General features: G+C 38.3%; 17 protein-coding genes. 2 read left to right on the top strand and 15 right to left on the bottom strand.

What is annotated here, in order from left to right; translation table 11 throughout:
- Positions 1–801 precede the first annotated feature (801 nt).
- The 14 genes from FFO06_RS06885 to FFO06_RS06820 form a co-directional block, all read right to left on the bottom strand.
- Positions 802–1,530, bottom strand: a complete 729-nt coding sequence (locus tag FFO06_RS06885) for a metallophosphatase (protein WP_137907362.1) — start codon at positions 1,528–1,530, stop codon at positions 802–804.
- 44 nt (positions 1,531–1,574) lie between these two features.
- Positions 1,575–2,384 carry a metallophosphoesterase family protein gene (locus FFO06_RS06880; protein WP_137907361.1) on the bottom strand — a complete coding sequence of 270 codons (810 nt, stop codon included), beginning with the start codon at positions 2,382–2,384 and terminating at the stop codon, positions 1,575–1,577.
- Positions 2,381–3,154, bottom strand: coding sequence for a GTP-binding protein (locus FFO06_RS06875; RefSeq protein WP_137907360.1), 774 nt, complete (start codon positions 3,152–3,154; stop codon positions 2,381–2,383). Before FFO06_RS06875 ends, FFO06_RS06880 begins: the two co-directional genes overlap by 4 nt.
- 20 nt (positions 3,155–3,174) lie before the next feature.
- Positions 3,175–3,549 carry a phosphoribosyl-AMP cyclohydrolase gene (gene hisI / locus FFO06_RS06870; protein WP_236097085.1) on the bottom strand — a complete coding sequence of 125 codons (375 nt, stop codon included), beginning with the start codon at positions 3,547–3,549 and terminating at the stop codon, positions 3,175–3,177.
- A 153-nt stretch (positions 3,550–3,702) separates the two neighbouring features.
- The gene (gene folE, locus FFO06_RS06865; protein WP_137907359.1) at positions 3,703–4,350 is read right to left on the bottom strand and encodes a GTP cyclohydrolase I FolE; all 648 of its coding nucleotides are present in this window, start codon (positions 4,348–4,350) and stop codon (positions 3,703–3,705) included.
- A 127-nt stretch (positions 4,351–4,477) separates the two neighbouring features.
- Positions 4,478–5,524 (bottom strand): CobW family GTP-binding protein, encoded by a 1,047-nt coding sequence (locus tag FFO06_RS06860; RefSeq protein WP_137907358.1) that lies wholly within the window; start codon positions 5,522–5,524, stop codon positions 4,478–4,480.
- Positions 5,525–5,723: 199 nt separating this feature from the next.
- Positions 5,724–6,710 carry a porphobilinogen synthase gene (hemB, locus tag FFO06_RS06855; protein WP_137907357.1) on the bottom strand — a complete coding sequence of 329 codons (987 nt, stop codon included), beginning with the start codon at positions 6,708–6,710 and terminating at the stop codon, positions 5,724–5,726.
- A gap of 276 nt (positions 6,711–6,986) precedes the next feature.
- The gene (locus tag FFO06_RS06850; protein WP_137907356.1) at positions 6,987–9,221 is read right to left on the bottom strand and encodes a glycoside hydrolase family 57 protein; all 2,235 of its coding nucleotides are present in this window, start codon (positions 9,219–9,221) and stop codon (positions 6,987–6,989) included.
- A gap of 106 nt (positions 9,222–9,327) precedes the next feature.
- On the bottom strand, positions 9,328–9,558 hold the full coding sequence (locus FFO06_RS06845; protein WP_028084912.1) for a NifU family protein: 231 nt from the start codon (positions 9,556–9,558) through the stop codon (positions 9,328–9,330).
- Positions 9,559–9,644: 86 nt separating this feature from the next.
- Positions 9,645–10,298, bottom strand: a complete 654-nt coding sequence (locus tag FFO06_RS06840; RefSeq protein ID WP_137907355.1) for a DUF3386 domain-containing protein — start codon at positions 10,296–10,298, stop codon at positions 9,645–9,647.
- Positions 10,299–10,450: 152 nt separating this feature from the next.
- Positions 10,451–10,813, bottom strand: coding sequence for a XisI protein (locus tag FFO06_RS06835; protein WP_137907354.1), 363 nt, complete (start codon positions 10,811–10,813; stop codon positions 10,451–10,453).
- Positions 10,801–11,217: a XisH family protein gene (locus FFO06_RS06830; RefSeq protein ID WP_028090069.1), complete on the bottom strand. Its 417-nt coding sequence runs from the start codon at positions 11,215–11,217 to the stop codon at positions 10,801–10,803. Before FFO06_RS06830 ends, FFO06_RS06835 begins: the two co-directional genes overlap by 13 nt.
- An 834-nt stretch (positions 11,218–12,051) precedes the next feature.
- Complete coding sequence (locus FFO06_RS06825; RefSeq protein ID WP_137907353.1) at positions 12,052–14,898, bottom strand: tetratricopeptide repeat-containing S1 family peptidase; 2,847 nt, start codon at positions 14,896–14,898, stop codon at positions 12,052–12,054.
- Positions 14,899–15,051: 153 nt separating this feature from the next.
- Positions 15,052–15,594: a COP23 domain-containing protein gene (locus FFO06_RS06820; RefSeq protein ID WP_137907352.1), complete on the bottom strand. Its 543-nt coding sequence runs from the start codon at positions 15,592–15,594 to the stop codon at positions 15,052–15,054.
- Between the two features lie 281 nt (positions 15,595–15,875).
- On the opposite strand from FFO06_RS06820, the gene FFO06_RS06815 reads away from it, so the two are divergent.
- Positions 15,876–17,513, top strand: a complete 1,638-nt coding sequence (locus tag FFO06_RS06815; protein WP_236097084.1) for a serine/threonine-protein kinase — start codon at positions 15,876–15,878, stop codon at positions 17,511–17,513.
- Between the two features lie 279 nt (positions 17,514–17,792).
- The gene (clpB, locus tag FFO06_RS06810; RefSeq protein ID WP_137907351.1) at positions 17,793–20,411 is read left to right on the top strand and encodes an ATP-dependent chaperone ClpB; all 2,619 of its coding nucleotides are present in this window, start codon (positions 17,793–17,795) and stop codon (positions 20,409–20,411) included.
- Positions 20,412–20,499: 88 nt separating this feature from the next.
- On the opposite strand, the gene FFO06_RS06805 is transcribed toward clpB, so the two are convergent.
- Positions 20,500–21,075, bottom strand: a complete 576-nt coding sequence (locus tag FFO06_RS06805; protein ID WP_137907350.1) for a DUF924 family protein — start codon at positions 21,073–21,075, stop codon at positions 20,500–20,502.
- Positions 21,076–21,078: the final 3 nt, after the last annotated feature.

The raw sequence follows: 21,078 nt of genomic DNA, 5'->3' as shown, positions 1-21,078 counted from the left end.
AGGAAGAACTATCATCAAATAATCAGAAAACATCCTAGGGTGTGTTAGCATTGCGTAACGCACCTAACCATCATCTCCTTCATCACTTCATAGTGACAGCAGTTCCCGATATTCACAAAATACAGATATTAATAATAAAACTCTTGTGGTGCGGGCAAGATGCCCGCACAAAATGTACTTCACTCAAAGCTACTTGCTGTAATTTACCTCCTCATCAAATCCCGCGAAAAAAGCAGAATTAGGGCTTGACAATTAATTAAAAAAATGTTATCATAGAACGGACGAGGAAGAACTATCATTAAATAATTGAGGCTTGCTGATAGCGTAGCGTGGCGTTAGCCATATAAACCTAAAACCATTTATTAACAAAGGGTTTCGCGGATTTTTACCACAAAAAAGTGCCAGGTTTTGGCTAATGGTGTTTCAAAATGAATTGCATTTTTCTTTGTCGGATTTGGAAAATTGCCGTGTCTGCCGTGTCTGCCGACAGGCAGGAGGATATCCAGACAGTTAAAACTGTTCCCAATTAAGAGTTAAGAGTTCCCTTCTCTCAACTTCTCGGTTTAGCATAATAAGTACCGGAGAACTTTAACTTTTCAAGGAGAAACAGCCATTGGTAATTTAGAAACAGAAAATATTGTGGTTAAAGGAGGTAATTCTGGACAGAAAGTAATAACAAAAATTATCCCCCAAGAAAATAGGTAATACAGCAGTTCCCAGTATTATGAAGTACAGATTTAGGATTATACAATTTAGCTGCGTAACAGCTTAACGATAATCTCTGACCAAATGGGGACACCCCTACTTTTGAAACCCTCTACGTTGTCCATAATATATGGTTTTAAATTTGACCTGATTTGTTCCTGGATGATAAATAGTGTAAGTAGCTTCTCCTGGGGTTCGTCCCACATTTCCTACCCCAACTACTTGACGGGAACCGGTGGTGACTATTTCTGGGGAAAATTGACTATCTAGAGTGGTAATTTTACTGTTGATAGAACCCCCTTGTAATTTGTATTGGAAGGTTAAACCAGAACGACCGCAAAAGAGGTTATTCGCTTGCATCCGTGATAATCTATCTAACATTTGTATGGGAGGAGTTTGGGGATTAAGTTCTTCACTCACACCCACGGTTGAACCATGTATTAATAAACAATCTAACTCAAAAAAACCAAAATCGAGCGATCGCAACCATTGTACTGTTTGACGAGAAACACAATCCCACAATCTTTGTACAGTGTCACCTCCATATTTTGCTATCAATTCTGGTGCGTCTGCGGTTGGTCCCCAACCATGTAAAATTAAACATTGTTCTTCCCACCATCCTTTACAAATCATCGGTGCTAATTCACCCCGTCGCAGTGATTTGACTCTTTGTACCAACCCTTCAGATTCCTGTGTTGGACCGACTAAATCACCGATAATGTATAATGCCTCTATATAACGGCTTTGACGTTTAATATCAGCCATTACAGCCTCATAGGCTGACAAATTTCCTTCAATTCCACTCAAAATCGCCCACATAATCAATTTTAGATTTTAGATTTTAGATTTTAGATTTTAGATTTTAGATTTTATCTGGTACAAACATGAGTTGGATCATCTGCGCGTTCTGCGTATTCTAAGCCATGAGCCAAGCGCCAAGCAAAAATTTCTGGTAATCCTTTTTGGATAATTGCTGCACAGGTTTTTTGATAATCATAAGTAACTTCTCGTAAAGTCACCGCTTGATTATCGGTTTCGTAAATTACATAAGTTGCATTTGGTCGTCCATGACGTGGTTCTCCCACAGAACCTACATTAACAATCTTTTTCAGAGGAGATAAAAAATTTATTTTACGTGATTTTCCTTGAGTATCAACTTCAATTTGTAACTCACCAGAATTCAGATCACGAGCATAAGGAACGTGAGTATGTCCACAAAATAGCACATCTGAACCTGTAGAAAGTACCCGTTCTAAAGCCACAAAAGCATCAAGTTCTGGTAATAAATATTCATGGTTACTATGGGGACTACCGTGAACAAAGGCCAAATTTTGCCATTGTAGACTATCAGGTAAATTAGCTAAAAATTCCCGATTTTCTGGGTTAATTTCCTGATTTGTCCATTGGTGAGCTTTAATTCCTCTTTTTTCTGCCAATACTGAAGGATAACTACAATCACAAGCGTTTAATCCCTCTACAATATCTTCATCCCAACAACCAGCGCAAGTAGGAATATCTAAAGAGCGAATTTTATCAATTACAGCATTTGGGTGCGGTCCATATCCCACTAAATCACCAACACAAAAGATTTTTTCGGCTTTTTGCTGGTCAATATCTAATAGTACAGCATCTAAAGCTTCATAATTACCATGAATACATGACATAACAGCTATTTTCATACTTCTTGACCTTCTAGTAAAATTTGTTGTACCTGTTGTTGATATTGAAAAATTAATGATTCAGACAAAAAGCAATCTAATAATGTTTCTTTTAAGGCTGTTTCAGCTAGATTTTTTCCTACTATTTCTATCCCACTAAATCGTTGAGGTCTTCCTTGTAAATGTCGTGGTAAATCTAATTCTAAAAAGTCTATTTGGGGAACACCAGAAACAAAATCACAGTAAAGGTAACGTCCGTCATTAACATCAAAAATTGCCTTAGCGCGAGTAACAATACCATAAGCACCATGAGTTATTTCATACCAAAATTCCTCTAAACTATTTTCATCTATAACTTGACCTGTAGTTTCTACTCGCCATAGATTTTCTATAATTATACTTGGGACTGGCGCACCATATATAATTTCCTTTGTCCAATGATCATATTCAGAGTTTTTCAAATCGGGAGGGATAATTGCCACCGCGCGGTAATTTAAATTACCTAATATTTTTGATATAGCCTTTAACTCTAGATAAGAACCTAATTCGATATAAACACTATCTGCGGTAGGGATATGATCAATAAATTCAATTTCTTGACCATCACTAAATATTTTTAAATCAGGAAAATCAGTAGCTATTTTAGTTTGATCAATGGGAATATTACCCGTTCCCAGACTAAAATAAATTACTTTTTCAGAAGATATAATCTCTCGAATCTCTTGACAAATCCAGGTAGTTTTGCCAGATCCAAATAATCCAGCCACAACAGTAATCATGGGCGTATTCATGAGTAAACTAATAATAAAAATTATGTATAGGTTGACAAAATTTCCACAGAATTAAAAAAACAACTTCTTGCTCCAGTATGACAGGCTTGATCACCAACTTGGTCAATCTTAACAAGAATTGTATCACCATCACAGTCATAAAAAAGCTCCTTTAGCTTTTGAATATGCCCAGATGTTGCTCCTTTATGCCATAATTGGGAGCGAGAACGACTCCAATAATGAACTTCACCTGTAGCTAGGGTTTTGACAATTGATTCTGCATTCATCCAAGCCATCATTAAAACAGTACCATCGTAGTAATCTTGAGCTATGGACGGAATTAAGCCCTGCTCATTAAATTTCAAATTTCCAATCATTTCAGTAGTATTGGCTAAATCGAATTTTATCTTAATCATTTATCTCTCATTATTTGCGTTTATCTGCGTTTATCTGCGGTCAAATATTTTTCTTTTTACCTCTAATAAATTCAGGATTGATAATTCATCATGTAGAGACAGATATATCTTATCTCTACATAATACCAACCAAATTTATCTCAAAAAAGGCCTTTAGTAAAAGTTAGGATTGTGTCGAATCAAATTCATAAATTCTTCACGAGTAGATGCGTCTTCAGAAAACACACCACGCATGGCGCTGGTAACAGTCCAAGAACCTGGTTTTTGCACTCCTCTCATCACCATACACATATGAGTTGCTTCAATGACCACTGCAACCCCTTTAGGTTTGAGTAAACCTTGCACTGCATCAGCAATTTGTAAAGTCAACCGTTCTTGTACTTGTAAACGTCGAGCATACATTTCACAAATGCGAGCAATTTTTGATAAACCAATGACTTTACCATTAGGAATATAAGCGACATGAGCGCGACCAATAATCGGTAATATGTGGTGTTCACAGGAGCTAAAAAGATCAATATCCCGGACTAAAACCATTTCATTAGCATCTTCTGTGAAAACTGCTCCATTTAATAGTTCATCCAAAGATTCATGATATCCATTCGTCAGAAACTTTAAAGCTTTAACAACTCTTTTGGGAGTATCTTTTAACCCTTCTCTGTCAGGATTTTCTCCCAATCCAATCAACAAAGTGCGTACAGCTTGTCTCATATCAGCTTCTGTTACAGTTGGTAATTCTTGCCGATATAAGGATGAAATGTCAGCAGTAGAATTTAGCTCTGGACGAATAGATAAAGTCATTTTTTTAGGTTAATGGGGATGATTTATGAGCAAAGTTAATAGTTTCATTTATAAACTATATCTATAAATAGCTATTAACTAAATTTGATTTGATGAATTTGAGAATTAATGAAGACTTTTAAACTAACTATAACAAACATTCGCTAAGTTTTGCATGAATCTCATTAGCCTCCAATTTTCTACCAATAAAAACTACCTGATTTTTAGGTTGATTAGGCCATTCGTCAGCGTGCAAAGTGTAACGAGGTCCACTGAGTTGAAAGATATGACGCAAGCCACTATCACTAAACCATAAAATTCCTTTAGCACGAAATACATTCTGCGGTATTTCTTCAGTCAAAAAATGCTCAAATTTATGGACATCAAATGGTTTATTACTTTGGAAAGAAATTGAAACAAACCCATCATTATCTAAATGATCGGAGTGATGATGATGATGTTCATGTTTATGGTCATGTTCATGTTCATGTTCATGTTTATGGTCATGTTTATGACGATCTTCATCATCAGTGACAATATACTTATGTATTGGTGTTAAACTCACATCTAAAATCAATGGTAAAGCAACTTCACCATATTGAGTATATAAAATTTTCGCTCCCATTTTGACATCATGGATAAAATCTTCTAATTCTTGTATTTTTTCTGGCTTCACAAGGTCTATTTTATTGAGGAGAATAATATCTCCATAGGTAATCTGTCTTAAAGCTGCTTCACTATCGAAATGTTTTTCATCAAAGGCTTCAGCATCTACCACTGTAATAATTGAATCTAGGTTAGTTAAATCCCTCAATTCTGTTCCCAGAAAAGTTAAAATGATTGGTAAAGGATCAGCAACACCTGTAGTTTCAATAACTAGATAATCAATGGGATCTTCCCTTTCTAGAACTCGATAAACCGCATCAACTAAACCATCATTAATTGTACAACATATACAGCCATTACTAAGTTCCATCATAGCTTCATCTACAGAAATTAGTAATTGACTATCAATGTTAATATCACCAAACTCATTGACGAGGACAGCGACTTTTAAATCTTGTTTGTTTTGAAGAATCTGATTTAAAAGCGTAGTTTTACCACTTCCTAGAAACCCTGTAATTATAGTTACTGGCATTCCTCTTTTGGGTATTTCAGGAATTGCATTTTTTGCGTTTAAACTGATTGTATTCATCTGAAAATCTGGGTTTTACTTGACAAAAAAAGTACGGTAAAAGTGAATTTTTAAGACAAGTTTTTCCTTGTCATACTGAATAAACTGACCATAGCTCACCAAAATGATAACCGTTATCAAGTTAACACAAAAAAGTGTGAATGTGAATGATTTTGTCATTTATTTGCCAAAAAATCTTTGCCACTTCCTGAATAGAACCTTAACTCAACATCAAAGCCACTTCTTTGGCAAAATAAGTTAAAATTAAATCAGCACCAGCCCGTTTCATACTGGTTAAAGTCTCTAAAATCACCTTTTTCTCATCAACCCAACCCTTTTGAGCGGCCGCTTTAATCATTGCATATTCACCACTAACATTATAAGCTGCAACTGGTAAATTTGTGGCTGATTTTACTTGGCATATAATGTCTAAATACGCCAAAGCTGGTTTCACCATGATAATATCCGCACCTTCAGCAATATCAAGTTTAACTTCTTTTAAAGCCTCTTTAGCGTTAGCCAGGTCCATTTGATAGGTTTTTTTGTCACCAAATTTGGGCGCGGAATCTAAAGCATCTCGAAATGGTCCATAATAGGCAGAAGCATATTTAGCCGAGTATGCTAAAATCCCCACATTTATATAACCTTCAGCGTCTAAAGCTTGACGAATTGCCCCAATTCTACCATCCATCATATCAGAAGGGGCAACAAAATCAGTTCCTGCTTCTGCTTGAGAAAGTGCCATTTTCACCAAAACTTCTATAGTGGGGTCATTGAGAATAATTCCATTTTCATCCACTAAACCATCATGACCATGGGTAGTAAAAGGGTCAAGAGCGACATCAGTAATGACAATTATTTCCGGGACTAGCTTTTTAATGGCTTTAACCGTTTCCTGTACCAATCCCTGCTGGTTGTAACTTTCCGAACCTGTTTCATCTTTGTCTTCCTCTGGAATTACTGGGAAAATTGCTACAGCATTAATTCCCAATTGTGACACTTCGGCCATTTCTTTCAGGAGTAAATCCAGAGAAAAACGATAACAACCGGGCATAGAAGATATCTCTACTTTTTCCCCTTCCCCCTCCATGACAAACACGGGATAGATCAGATCATCCACAGTTAAAATTGTTTCCCGTACCATCCTCCGTAGAGTTTCAGTACGACGCAGACGGCGGGGACGTTTAAGCAAGCTTTGAGACGACATATAAGATTAACCAAAATGATAACCATTATTATAAATCATCCCGTTCAAATCCCCACCACCAATTAATTTGATTTTACAGCAAGTAGCTTTGAGTGAGGTACACTTTGTGCGGGCATACTTCGACCAATCTCAGTACAAGTCTTGCCCGCACCACAAGAGTTTTATCATTAATATCTGTACTTCATAAACGGATAACTGCTGTAATTTTCCTCCCTGTTTGGAGGGAATCTGCGCGAAACAAAAACCAGAATTCCCGATAAAAATCGGGAATTACCACTAAGGAACATCAATAGGAATCAAACCATTTTCCGGCACATAACTAGAAAAACAACCATCATCAGATAACACCAAAATTAACCGTAGAGGATAATCTGGAGGAACTTGCAAATCAGCCCAAGGTATTGCTATTTCTAGACAAGAATCTAAAGCAACTTGAGCGCGAGTAGCACGAGGATACCATAAATGATTGTCTCCTGCTGCTCGAAATTGCACCGACTGACTCAGTAAATTCACTTCTAAATGATGGTGAAATAGATAATTTAAGGGTGCTGTATCTGGTACTTCAGCTAAAGGTATGGAACTATTCACCATTGTCCGCTCAGGATAATACCAGAATAGGTGTAAATCTGGTGGTATGTCCCGACCGGGAACAGCACCGATTTTAAAATCTACCCGCACGTAAAAGTTTAAATGGTCTACACCATACCAAAGACGCTGAACAGTGCTACTACTGTGCATTGTTCCCCTCGCACCACCCACTTCTATCCGTCCGGCTCTATCCCAATCTTGCTCATCACCTTTACCATCTATGTTAGGATGGATAAATCCCTCTGGTCTGTGGTCTAAACGGGCTGCATGGATTTCTAGGGGACTGTGGAGATAGGGTGGCACAGGTTCATTTAAGGCTTTGTAAATACCGTGCAGATGTTCCCGAAATAATTGGTCAAAAATGGCATCTTGGTTAGAAGAATGGCCTTCTCCAAACCACCAAAACCAATCTGAACCCTCAGCAGCATATAAGGCTTCCCAGGCTGCGGGGTTGTTTTCTTCTGTAGCTTCCGGGTGATTTGCTAATACTTGTCTAGCTGCGGTGAGATAGTCCCAAGCGCGGTTTTTAACCGGGTCTCCTATCCATGTGGTAAAATTGCCATCTACCCAAGAACCGCTATGGAGTTGTTCACTTTTTATGGTTGCGGTGGGAGGGAATTGGTCAATAAATTCCGAAACGGTGACAAGTTTGATGTGGGGTTCATGACTCAAACTTTCGTATAGTGTTTCTAGGAAGTCTTTACCGTCATGGGGATAAAATTCCCAACAATTTTCCCCGTCTAGAGCAATTGTCACTAACCAAGGTTGATCATCGTCACTTTCTTTTTGTTGTTTAGCGATCGCTTGCAAATGTCCAATTAAATCCGCTGCTGCTTTCTTTGCCGGCATAGATCCATAGGTAAAACCAATTAAATCCGATAACCTATGATCCCGAAAAACTATAGATACATCACCAGCAGCAGTTTGCAGACGATAGGGACGATAAAGCAATTGTGGTTGCTGTACATTTCCCGCAGCATTGCGATGAAAAAAGTGTTTTAATGACCAACCTAAAACCGCTTCATCTGAACAAATCCATTTAAAACCTTGTTTAATAATATACGGTAAAATTTCTGGACTAACGGACTGTTCCGAAGGCCACAAACCTCTAGGCTCTTGTCCAAATCTATCTATATATAAATCCCAGGATTTTTGTAGATGTCGAGGTATATCTTCTACCCACCCAAACCGCTGTTTAGGTAATGTCATCTGCGGCACTGCTACCCGTCCGGCGTTGGTATCAGCTAATAGAGGCAGAATTGGGTGAGTATAGGGAGTCGTGGTAACTTCTAGTTGACCACTTTTCTGCATTTTCCGATGTTGGGGAATAATTTGACTGAGAATTTGCCGCTGTTTGGAATAAATGCGCTGGCGATCGCCTAAACTAAAATCACGTCCTTGTTCTAACCAAGCAGCAATTTCCGGGTCATGCCAAAACAAAGGATCAATCCAAGCCAAATTATGCCAAGCTAATAAATCACCATAATCTGACAATTGCCAGTTTGCTAAACACCATTGCTGTCCCTGTTCCTGTCTTTGATAATATAACTGGGCATAACGAGGATGGGGATCAATCAAAGTATGATGATTAGCATCAAAGAAATGTTGAATAATAAACTCTTTTTGTTCCCGGGTCAACTGTTCCACAGCAGTCAAACTAGCAGTTAAATAGGGGTCAAAAGCCGTACCCGCAACATAATCCTCCAGTTGTAATATTAACGAAGGTACTAAATTTACCGTTTGGTGCAACTTAGGATACTTTTCTAACAATAATACTAAATCCAAATAATCCTTAGTTCCATGTAAACGGACCCAAGGCAAGCGATACTGTTGACTAGTCACCAGAGAACTGCCATTTTCAGGAGACTTGTACAAAGGTTGATGTTGATGCCAGATAAATGCAACGTGGAGAGGATGAGACATAAGATTTATAAAAGAGTAGTAATAGGTAATAGGTAATAGGTAATAGGTAATGGGTAATGGGTAATAGGAATATCTTACCAATCACCAATTACCAATTACTCACGGGTTAGATAACTTGCTCTACTTCAGAGATTTCAGGAATCATTTCCTTGAGACGACGTTCAATACCCATTCTCAAAGTCATAGTCGAACTGGGACAAGAACCACAAGCACCCTGTAACCGGAGTTTAACAATTGGTCCATCTAATTCGACAATTTCTACGTTACCACCATCAGAAATGAGATAAGGGCGCATTTCATCTAGTACGGTTTCTACATTTTCTAGCGTTAATTGCATTGTTCCTGTCCTACTTCTTGATAAATTGGTAATTATCCGAGTTGCTAATGATCTAGTTTAGGCTGATAATTGTCCGTTGTCCGTTTTCAGTTGTTACTTAACTGAATCTGAGAATAAACAAACTCAGTAATTGATTGGGGAGTTTCAGTTTTTCCGTCTTCATACTCTGCTACTACCTGGTTTGTCAAAATGTAATAATCACCAAACTTTTGATATGTATCCGTAAATTTGAGAATGCTATTAACATCACCTGTTTGCGAATTACGAAAAACCACATGATAAGCAGAAGGGATATAACCGCAGTCTGTAGCTAGAAAATCATCATAATTCATCTCCAAGGCCATACGACCCATAACCCGAACCTCTTGATATATTTTTTGGTTACGGATTTGATAGTGAGAATCAGTATTCCCACCCTTGACAAAAACCATTACACCATCATTTTCTACCGACTCACCTAAAATAAACTCATGTTGACCATAGGAATCTAAAAAACTGGTTTTTTGACAGCGGGTAACTACTTCCTGTAACTGAATATCAATTCCTGCTGCTATTTGTTGATCTGCGACTTCTGTAACTTGTATATTCAGGCTGGGGTCAATCTGAATCTTACCACTATAAACCTCACCTTCCTGTAGCAGTTGCACATTGGCAGCATAGCCAGGAAAATTCTCATCCCAAGTGTAACGACTTTCATAAGCAGTTTGAAATAAAGTTTCTGCTGTTGACTGAATTGCCATATCACCACTTTGACTGCACTTTTCTAATAGTTTAATGCAAAGTTGTTGTTTTTTAAATTATACAGAAATATATTTGTGTTTTTACGTGGGATGTGGTAATTGGCAGCTTTCCAGAGGATTATGTTGGCCGGGTGGGCTTCAAGTTTACCTCTTTAAGCCGACGCAAATTCTGTTAAACTGCGTTTACTGGGATGATGGAAACCTAAAACAATATCACTTTGGGGTATTCCTGCTGATAGTAAATCATCAACAACACATAAATTAGTTGCATCTTCTTCCACCCAAATTTTACCATTTTTAATACAAAGATAAATGATAATATGTTGTATTTGTTTTTTGTCATCCCAACCAAACCGAAACCAAATATATTGATCTCTTTGGTCATCAAAAGCTAACCGTTCAGTAGCCTCAATTTCACCATTTTCGCCATTTTTAACATTTTGAGGATTACTCATTTTGTAATATTCCATCAATATATTTTTGATGATATTACGGTACTGTTCTAGTTTATCCATTTTTGAATTTCCTCCTTTTTTGTATTTACAACTATCAATAGAAGGTGATTTTCTTGGATGACTGCTTGTACAGATTGACGTTGAAAAAATTTATCATAAACAACATCATCAATTGCTAAATAAAGTTTATATTCTGGTTGAGTAAGTTGAATAAGTTTCCGATATACTATGTATTGTCCCAAGGCACTGTGAAAATCATACATTAGAGACTTACCCACAAAGCTCTTGATCTCTACAACAATCTTCTGTCCCTGACGTTCTGCCGCAATTGGTTTTTCTGCTGCTAAGTCAGCGTAAAGTTCAGCATCTTCATATTTAATAAAGTAAGGATCATCTGTAATAGTCCAACCATCTTTTATCAATGCGTTCTTGACTTCATTATGGTATATATCTTTCGCTGGCATGGTATAACTATTGAGTAATAATATAACAGATGAAATAGCTTTAAAAATCACCAATATATTTGTGTTTTTACGTGGGATGTGGTAATTGGCAGCTTTCCAGAGGAATATGTTAATTGAGTTTAATTTCAGTATAGCATAAATTAAAATTGTCTGATTCAGACAAAATTCCATAGGGGCAACCCCCCGTAGTTGCCCCAAAAACAGCGGTAAGCACGGGGGCGCTACCCCTACATCAAATCCAAATCTTTTATACAATCAATTCTGCTGGCCTGTTTATCTCACCCAAAAACGCAAAGACAAACCAAAAATCTCACAATTACATCCTGTTAATCCTTAAATCCTGGACATTATCTCGACTTCGCTCGATAACCACCTGATTCAGACAAAATATTATTGTTGTCATCCAGAGCCTCCCGTGGGCATTCCCCGGCAGAGCCAGGGAACGAGGGAAATATAGTGGAGGCAGAGCCTCCCGTGAGCATTCCCCAGCAGAGCCAAGGAACGAGGGAAAATCTCACAATCACATCCTGTTAATCCTTAAATCCTGGACATTATCTCGACTTCGCTCGATAACCACCTGATTCTGACAAAATATTATTGTTATCATCCAAAGCCTCCTGTGAACATTCCCCAGCAGAACCAGGGAAAGAGGGAAAATCTCACAATCACATCCTGTTAATCCTCAAATCCTGGACATTATCTCGACTTACTTCGACAAGTGTTACAGTGAGCTTGTCGAACTGCTCAGTACAAGTCGCGGTAGTTGAGCGTAGTCGAAACTCGATAACCACCTGATTCTGACAAAATCACAATTAACATCACCAAAGAAACTCCCTACAACTCTTTTAATAAACCCATTGTTTGTTCATAAAGGGCAGTATTCCCTTGAGCCTTGAACAATTGCGCTGCTCGTTGCAGGTCTTCTCTGGCTTTTTGTTTGTCACCAAGTTGATAATAAACAATTCCCCGGCCGTAGTAGGCATTGGCATAGTTAGGATTAAACTTGATAGCTTGGGTGTAATCATCTATTGCACCCTGCTTATCTCCTAATTCATCACGGACAATTCCCCGGTTGTAGTAGGCATAGGCATCGTTAGGATTAATCTTGATAGCTTGGGTGTAATCATCTATTGCACCCTGCTTATCTCTTAATTGATTACGGACAATTCCCCGGCCGTAGTAGGCATTGGCATAGTTAGGATTAAACTTGATAGCTTGGGTGTAATCATCTATTGCACCCTGCTTATCTCCTAATTCATTACGGACAATTCCCCGGCCGTAGTAGGCATTGGCATAGTTAGGATTAAACTTGATAGCTTGGGTGTAATCATCTATTGCTTCTTGCTTATTTCCTGATTCATAACGGACAATTCCCCGGTTGTAGTAGGCATAGGCATCGTTAGGATTAATCTTGATAGCTAGGTTGTAATCTTGTATTGCTCCTGGCTTATCTCCTAAATCATCACGGACAATTCCCCGGTTGTAGTAGGCTTGGGCAATGTTAGGATTAATCTTGATAGCTAGGTTGTAATCATCTATTGCTCCTTGCTTATCTCCTAAATCAGCACGGACAAGTCCCCGGTTGATGTAAAATGCTGCACGGGGACTGAGTTCAATGGCTTTATTTATCGCTGCCTCTGCTTCTCTATATCTTTTTAAATCCTTTAAAACTGCCCACTTCTCATTATACAAATTAGGATTATTAGGCTGGAGTTGAATGGCTTGATTTATGGCTGCTAAGGCTTTATCCAGTTGGTTTGATTCTCTATAAACTACACTTAAATAAATCCAAGCAGGAACAAAATCAGGTTGAGATTGCACCGCTTGCTGCAATGCAGTTATAGCCTCTGGATCTTTTCCACTCCAATATAACGCCAAACCCTTACCATAATAAGCCAGGTGAATAAACTTTGGTTTTTGGTTAATTGCTGCTTCAAAAGCCTGTATTGCTTCTGAATAACGACCTAAGCGCCACAGTTGATTTCCCCTTTCTAACCATTGACTGGCGGTAGTATTGCCTTGGGAAACATCTACTGATAAAATCGCTGTTTGAATAGACTTAACTTTTTGTTGATTTAGTTCTGGTGGTGGGGTGGTTTCTATCTTTTGGGCTTGGGTATTCAGTCGGGTAGCTAATGCCAAAAATGTACTCACCGGAATACCCAAACTATTACCTAATTGGATAGTTTCTTGACTATTACTATTATTATCAATAGCAGTTTCTCCATCAGTTCTGCCATGAATACCAATGACTCGTCCTTGGGAATCTAAAACTGGTCCCCCACTCATACCGCCAAAAGTGATACTACTATAAACTAATTCATATCCTCCTGTTAAAGAAACTGCACTTTGGGCTGTACCAGAACTGTTATTGTTAAAATCTGATTGGGTAGTTTGTAATAATCCTTTTTCTTTACTATAAATCTGTCCCAATGTGAACCGCCAAGGTGATTTTTCTCCTAACCTGGGATAACCCGCAGTGAACATATATTCAAAATCTTTGGTGGGATAATTTGCTAAAGTCGCAACTTGATAATTTTCCCGACTGGTGAATTTAACTACTGCTAAATCTACCCCTGCTTCTAATTTAATCGTGCTTGGTTCTACGGGATATTGTTTACCATCTACTGTGAGGATTTTATAAGTATTTGGCTCACATGGTCCTACTTTATCTGGTGGTTTACAAACTACATGAGCAGCAGTTAAAACGGTGTAAATATCTCCTTGTTTAGCGATAATAACCCCTGAACCATTACTACCGCTACTGCTATCAATTCTGACGGTAATTTGTTTGGCTTTTGCTTCTAATTCTCCTAACCACCCTGTTAATGGTACTTCTGCTATTGTCTGTTTAATATCTGGTATAGGTAAATTATAAGCGGTGAGAATTTCTGGTTTGACCTGAGCTAAAACGGTTTTAATGGGTATTCCCCAACTGAGTTTTCTAAATTCTTGAATTTCTGGATTTGTGGGGCGTTTTCCGTTGGTATAAATATAAGCAGTATTGGACAAAGGATAGGAACTAATGCCATTAATTCCTATTAAATTTCCTGTATTACTAATAATTGCACCGCCACTCATTCCTTGTTGAATATCGCTGGTATAGCCAATTTCATAACCATCTTTTAAACTCGGTTGAGAAATTATTTGTTGTACTTTTCCTGTTGTCAATACTAATTTATCCTCAGATACAGCATAACCTGCGGCTATAACCGGTGTTTCTAAGTTAATATCAAAGGAGGCGATTCTGTCAGCAATTTCTGATGGTAAACAATATGTTTGATTAGATGTAAATTCTACTATGGCTAAATCGAATTTATCAAAGTTAGTATTAGGTAAAATCTTAGCTGCATATTTTTGACCATCGGCTGTGATAATATTGATGTTATTAATTCTTCTGACAACGTGGGAATTAGTCACTACTAAATAAGAATTACCTTTTCTAGCGAAAATTGTCCCGGAAGCGCCTCTTTCTTTGTCTCTGACTCTAACTGTAATTTGTTTAGCAATGGTTTGTAATTGTGGTTCTGAATAAATACCGTTTTCTGGGTCTGCTGGTCGTAATTTGCACCTTTGTGAGGTCTGTGTAAGTAGTTTTGTTGTCTTGGTTTGGGTTTCTATTGCTGACACTGGATAAGGTAGCAGCAGTAAGCAGGAGATAATAGCGATTTGACGTTTCATGATTAGTTAAATAGTGTTTTTATCAGTAGTGATTTACCCCCCTTAATCCTCCCTTGTAAAAGGGGGAAACCGGAGTTTACTCCCCGTAAAGGGGGGAAACCGGAATCCTGTCCCCTCTCCTTCGCAAGGGGAGGGTTAGGGTGGGGTATTTTGTTATTTAGAGATATTTTTGAGATATTCACCCAGATTTAAGTAAGTATTTTCACCTGAATTTTGCCAAGTTAGGTCTGAAGTTCTACCTTCTCTGATATCCTCAAGTTCAGCTAGAACTGTAGTGGGATTTACACCTGGTCTGACGCTAAATAAAATATTGTTTTTATTGCATTCACCAGGTTTAGCCGCACAGATAACTCCCAAACCATTCAACCTACCGGTAGTTAAATAATCTAATCGGCCTTGTTCGTAAAATTGCTGGAATTTTTTACTTACTTGTTCACAGCGTCTTTTAGGAGTCCATTCGCTACTGGGAAAGGAGTCAGATTTCCAAGCAATTATGGGTACATAAGGGTTAGGTTTTTTGTCGGGAACGAAGGCCATGGTAGTGGGAACTCTTTCCGTATTACCTTGGTAAGAAATTGAACGACAAGCAAAACTAACTTCTTGCTTGGGAATCTCTTGACTCAAACCGGGGTTAACACTCAGGGTAACTGTTAATGCGGTGAATGCTAAGGTATTAGTTAATGCTGGTAGTTGCATAATGTTTGACCTTTGATTACTGAATTTTGGTGATTATGGTGCTACTTTTATTTAAACTTTATAGGTGTTGGTGAGTGAAAATATGAATTTTCCTCACCCAGAGGCGCGGAGACGGGGAGTTTGAGACATGGAATTTTTGATTTTCATGTCTCAATTCAGCAAGGCTACTTGATACACACATAATTGATTATATACTAATCTTTTGAAAATATTCAGATATTTACTCGGAAGTTAATTTTATGATACAATCCAACTTGATGGATTAATCCTGTACCTCTATCATGTACTATTGTACCCGACCGCACTGCCCTAGTCCCGAAAACCGTTTTCCCGACTCTCCAGACCCTCACACTACGTCGGGAATATTCTGTCAAGCTTGTGGAATGCCTCTAATATTAAGGGGGAAAAGAGGACATTATCAAACTATTAAACCTGTGGGAAAAGGAGGATTTGGTGCTACTTTTCAAGCTATTGATTTAGATTCTGTGAATCAGCGTCAATGTGTAATCAAACGACTGAATATTAAAATTGATGAAATTCGAGAAGAATATAAGAACCCGGAAATTGTTGACAAAATTGTTGAAGGAATCAAAGCAGCTTTTGAACGAGAAGCTCAGGTTTTAGAAGTTTTAGGTGATAAGAGCGGGAATATTCCCAGTTTATATGATTATTTTTCCTTTACCGCTCCTGCTTTTGGTCAACAAGAAGAACTTGAGTTTAAATATTTAGTACAACAGTATATTGAGGGTGAAAATCTATCTCAGGAACTCAGAAGAAAAGGTCGTTTTTCCGAAACAGAGATTTTAAATTTTTTAAAGCAAATTTTACCGGTTTTACAATTTATTCATGAGCAAAATTCTATCCATCGAGATATTAAACCTAGTAATATTGTTAGGGAAACAGCAACACAAGAACTATTTTTAATTGATTTTGGGGCGGTGAAACAAGTTGTTTCTGGTGAAACAAATATAAAAAAATCTCTACCTATTTTTACAAAGGTGTACGCTTCTCCTGAACAAAGGGAAGAAGGAAGAATAGGAGAAGTTTATCCGTCTAGTGATTTATATAGTTTGGCTGTTACTTGTCTGGAGTTACTCACAGGTACAACTCCCGTTGATTACCTTAACAATAATTACCGAAATTGGCGACAACAAGCTAGTAAAATTATTAGCCCTTCTCTAGATAATATTTTAGATAAAATGCTCAAGGTTAACCCTAGACACCGTTTTCAGTCAGCAGCAGAAGTTATGACGGCTGTAAATGAATATCGAATAACTACACCACGGACTGAACCAACGACAATTATTCCTAAACAACTTAAAACATTACAACCTTTACTGATCAAATCGGTGTTTTTAATAATTCCAATAATTGCGGGTGTGATAGGTGTTAATAGTTATTTGCAATCATCAACTAAAGTAGTAGAAGTAGTAGAGGTAGTAGAATATGCAAAATCTGGGATTAAGTTTAAATATCCTAAAAATTGGCAAGAAACGCCAGCCATAGATAAATTAACGCGAATTATTCCCAAAAATATGATCTCATCTTCTCTAACTCCAGAGTTTTTTATCACTATAGATGAGTTATTCCAGTCGGAGACTTTGGCAGATTATACTAAGTTTTCTATCAGACAAATTGAAGCACTAGGACAAAATGCGAAAATTATCAAATCTGGACAAATACAACTTGGTGAAACACAAGGTTATCAAGTAGTTTATGAGTTCAGAGATAATATCCACAAGGTAAGTTTCCAAGAAATGCAAGTATGGATTGTTAATGATAAAAAAGCCTATATTCTCACCTATCGCGCTGAAGACAAATCCTATCCAGAGTTTGCGAAAACTGTGGAAGACACGATAATTAAATCCTTTAGATTGGAAAAATCCACCTCTGAAAAACCTAGAAGTCCAATCTGGTAATTAAGTCTTAATTACAAAAAAAGGGAATAGGGAATAGGGAACAGGGAACAGGGAACAGGGAACAGGGAACAGGTTACAGGTTACAGGTTACAGGTTACAGGTTACAGGTTACAGGTTACAGGTTACAGGTTACAGATAAAAAACACCGACAACTGACGACTTATTACTCCACATTGGGCAATAATACTACATTTTAAAGATGTGAAGACCGATCTAGCTATTCCGCCAAATATTTTTACAATGATCCTATTAAACAGTAGTTTGTTATTCTAAAAGCTTATGCAGCCGACTAACCCCAATCAATTTACAGAAAAAGCCTGGGAAGCGATCGCTCACACCCCCGATGTGGCCAAACAGTATCAGCAACAGCAGTTAGAAAGTGAACATCTGATGAAAGGGTTACTGGAACAGGAAGGACTGGCCAGTGCGATTTTCACCAAAGCCGGCGCAAACCTGCAAAAAGTCCGTGATCGGACTGAGCAGTTTATTCAACGTCAACCCAAGGTATCCGGTTCTAGCACTTCCGTATATTTAGGACGCAGTTTAGATACATTGTTAGACCGGGCAGAAAAATATCGTCAAGAATTTAAAGACGAATTTATTTCTATTGAACATTTATTACTAGGTTACGCCAAAGATGACCGTTTTGGCAAGGGTCTTTGTCAAGAATTTGGTTTAGACGAAAACAAACTCAAAAATATTATTAAAGAAATTCGGGGGAAACAAAAGGTGACTGACCAAAATCCAGAAGGTAAATATCAATCACTAGAGAAGTACGGTCGGGATCTCACGGAAGCCGCCCGCAAAGGTCAACTAGACCCGGTAATCGGTCGTGATGATGAAATTAGACGTACAGTACAAATTCTCTCCCGCAGAACCAAAAATAACCCGGTTTTAATTGGTGAACCTGGGGTGGGGAAAACTGCAATTGCGGAAGGTTTAGCACAGCGCATAGTTGCGGGTGATGTTCCTCAATCTCTCAAAGATCGTAAACTGATTAGTTTGGACATGGGGGCTTTAATTGCGGGGGCTAAATTCCGAGGTGAATTTGAGGAACGTCTCAAGGCTGTATTAAAGGAAGTCACAGAATCAGGTGGCAATATTGTCTTATTTATTGATGAAATTCATACCGTTGTTGGTGCAGGTGCTACCCAAGGGGCGATGGATGCAGGGAACTTATTAAAACCCATGTTAGCGCGAGGTGAGTTACGCTGTATTGGGGCGACAACTTTGGATGAATACCGCAAATATTTGGAAAAGGACGCGGCTTTAGAAAGACGTTTTCAACAAGTTTATGTAGATCAGCCTAATGTGGTTGATACAATTTCCATTTTACGCGGTTTGAAAGAACGTTATGAAGTCCATCATGGGGTGAGAATTTCTGATAGTTCTCTTGTGGCTGCGGCTACTTTGTCTAATCGTTATATTAGCGATCGCTTTCTCCCTGACAAGGCCATTGATTTAGTAGACGAAGCCGCTGCTAGACTGAAAATGGAGATTACTTCTAAACCTGAAGAACTGGATGAAATAGACCGGAAAATTCTGCAATTGGAAATGGAAAAACTCTCTTTACAAAAAGAAAGTGATCCTGCTTCCCGTGAACGTTTGGAAAGATTAGAAAAAGAACTAGCTGACTTAAAGGAAGATCAAAGAACTCTCAGCAGTCAATGGCAATCTGAAAAAGATATTATCACTAAAATTCAGTCAATTAAAGAAGAAATTGACCGCGTAAATTTAGAAATTCAACAAGCGGAAAGAAACTATGATCTTAACCGGGCTGCGGAATTAAAATATGGTAAATTAACAGACCTACACCGCCAATTACAAGCGGTAGAAACCGAACTTTCCCAAACCCAAAAAACCGGAAAATCACTATTACGGGAAGAAGTCACGGAAGCAGATATTGCGGAAATTATTTCTAAATGGACAGGCATTCCCCTGCATAAATTAGTAGAATCAGAAAAAGAAAAACTGTTACATTTAGAAGATGAATTACATCATCGTGTTGTCGGTCAACAGGAAGCTGTTACCGCTGTAGCTGACGCTATCCAACGTTCTCGCGCTGGACTTTCTGACCCCAACCGTCCCATTGCTAGTTTTGTATTTTTAGGTCCCACAGGTGTTGGTAAAACTGAATTAGCTAAAGCTTTAGCGGCTTATATGTTCGACACCGAGGAAGCCATGGTAAGGATTGATATGTCCGAATACATGGATAAACATAATGTTTCCCGTTTAATCGGTGCGCCTCCGGGGTATGTTGGTTATGAAGAGGGAGGACAATTAACCGAGGCCATTCGTCGTCGTCCTTATGCGGTGATCTTATTCGACGAAATCGAGAAAGCGCACCCTGACGTTTTTAATATTTTCCTACAAATTCTTGATGATGGTCGGGTGACAGATGCCCAAGGTCGCACAGTGGACTTTAAAAATAGTATCATCATTATGACCAGTAATATCGGTTCTCAATATATCCTTGATGTAGCTGGGGATGACACCCGTTACGACGAAATGCGGAATCGGGTTATGGAAGCGATGCGAAATAGTTTCCGTCCAGAATTTTTAAATCGTCTGGACGAATTAATTATTTTCCACAGTTTACAAAAATCAGAATTACGGCATATTGTCCAATTACAGGTAGATAGGTTAAAACAAAGATTAACTGACAGAAAAATATCTTTGAAATTATCGAGTTCTGCCCTGGACTTTTTAGCAGAAGTAGGATATGATCCAGTATTTGGTGCAAGACCCTTAAAAAGGGCTATTCAGCGGGAATTAGAAACCCAAATAGCCAAAGCCATCTTACGGGGTGATTTTAGTGACGGTGACACTATTTTTGTAGATGTGCAAAATGAGCGTCTTTCCTTTAATCGCTTACCCGCAGAAGTGTTTACGGTTTAGAGCCAGGGGTTCAGGGGTGCAGAGGAGAAGTATTTTTCTTGCTACTGACCACTGACCACTGACCACTGACTACTGACTACTAAGCAACTTAAAATGAAGAACCTGGTTCTTCTAAAAATTCCTCCTCCTCTGGGGTGGAAATACGCCCTAAAATGGCGTTACGATGGGGAAAACGACCAAATCGGGCAATTATTTCTTTATGTCGAAAAGCTGAAGCGATCGCTTCAGCACTATCAGGATCATGACTAAGTTGTTGAAACAGCTTAATACACTTCCGTTGATCATCTGGGTTTTCACTGTGTTCAAAGGGTAGATAAATAAACCAGCGTTGTACAGCCAATAGTTGTCTATCATAGCCCTTGTTTATAGCTTGTTTTGCTAATGACAGTGCTTCCCAATCCGTTGCAAAGGCTTGAGGACTATCACGAAACATATTCCGGGGAAATTGATCCAGCAATAGAATTAAAGCCAGACAGGTTTGGGGTGTATTCATCCAATCATGCAAATATCCTGCTACCGCTTTTTGGTAAGCTTCTAGAAACAGGTTGCGGACTTTACTATCGAAATCTGGTTGTTTATCAAACCAGAATGGTTGAATTTTCCCATAGTTGGGGTCATTTGCATGACCAAACCAAAAATCCAAAATGGTAGTTGCCTGGGACATTGC

Origin of the sequence: Dolichospermum planctonicum, from assembly GCF_005402965.1 — a bacterium.
GTDB classification, from domain to species: domain Bacteria; phylum Cyanobacteriota; class Cyanobacteriia; order Cyanobacteriales; family Nostocaceae; genus Dolichospermum; species Dolichospermum planctonicum.
This window is presented reverse-complemented; position numbering and strand designations above follow the sequence as displayed.

What these genes read in the sequence shown, in the direction of transcription:
- FFO06_RS06825 (WP_137907353.1), bottom strand. Translation starts at nt 14,898, where the DNA reads ATGAAACGTCAAATCGCTATTATCTCCTGCTTACTGCTGCTACCTTAT.
- FFO06_RS06860 (WP_137907358.1), bottom strand. Translation starts at nt 5,524, where the DNA reads ATGAATACAATCAGTTTAAACGCAAAAAATGCAATTCCTGAAATACCC.
- FFO06_RS06840 (WP_137907355.1), bottom strand. Translation starts at nt 10,298, where the DNA reads ATGGCAATTCAGTCAACAGCAGAAACTTTATTTCAAACTGCTTATGAA.
- FFO06_RS06820 (WP_137907352.1), bottom strand. Translation starts at nt 15,594, where the DNA reads ATGCAACTACCAGCATTAACTAATACCTTAGCATTCACCGCATTAACA.
- FFO06_RS06805 (WP_137907350.1), bottom strand. Translation starts at nt 21,075, where the DNA reads ATGTCCCAGGCAACTACCATTTTGGATTTTTGGTTTGGTCATGCAAAT.
- FFO06_RS06830 (WP_028090069.1), bottom strand. Translation starts at nt 11,217, where the DNA reads ATGCCAGCGAAAGATATATACCATAATGAAGTCAAGAACGCATTGATA.
- folE (WP_137907359.1), bottom strand. Translation starts at nt 4,350, where the DNA reads ATGACTTTATCTATTCGTCCAGAGCTAAATTCTACTGCTGACATTTCA.
- clpB (WP_137907351.1), top strand. Translation starts at nt 17,793, where the DNA reads ATGCAGCCGACTAACCCCAATCAATTTACAGAAAAAGCCTGGGAAGCG.
- FFO06_RS06880 (WP_137907361.1), bottom strand. Translation starts at nt 2,384, where the DNA reads ATGAAAATAGCTGTTATGTCATGTATTCATGGTAATTATGAAGCTTTA.
- FFO06_RS06845 (WP_028084912.1), bottom strand. Translation starts at nt 9,558, where the DNA reads ATGCAATTAACGCTAGAAAATGTAGAAACCGTACTAGATGAAATGCGC.
- hisI (WP_236097085.1), bottom strand. Translation starts at nt 3,549, where the DNA reads ATGATTAAGATAAAATTCGATTTAGCCAATACTACTGAAATGATTGGA.
- FFO06_RS06875 (WP_137907360.1), bottom strand. Translation starts at nt 3,154, where the DNA reads ATGAATACGCCCATGATTACTGTTGTGGCTGGATTATTTGGATCTGGC.
- hemB (WP_137907357.1), bottom strand. Translation starts at nt 6,710, where the DNA reads ATGTCGTCTCAAAGCTTGCTTAAACGTCCCCGCCGTCTGCGTCGTACT.
- FFO06_RS06835 (WP_137907354.1), bottom strand. Translation starts at nt 10,813, where the DNA reads ATGGATAAACTAGAACAGTACCGTAATATCATCAAAAATATATTGATG.
- FFO06_RS06850 (WP_137907356.1), bottom strand. Translation starts at nt 9,221, where the DNA reads ATGTCTCATCCTCTCCACGTTGCATTTATCTGGCATCAACATCAACCT.
- FFO06_RS06815 (WP_236097084.1), top strand. Translation starts at nt 15,876, where the DNA reads ATGTACTATTGTACCCGACCGCACTGCCCTAGTCCCGAAAACCGTTTT.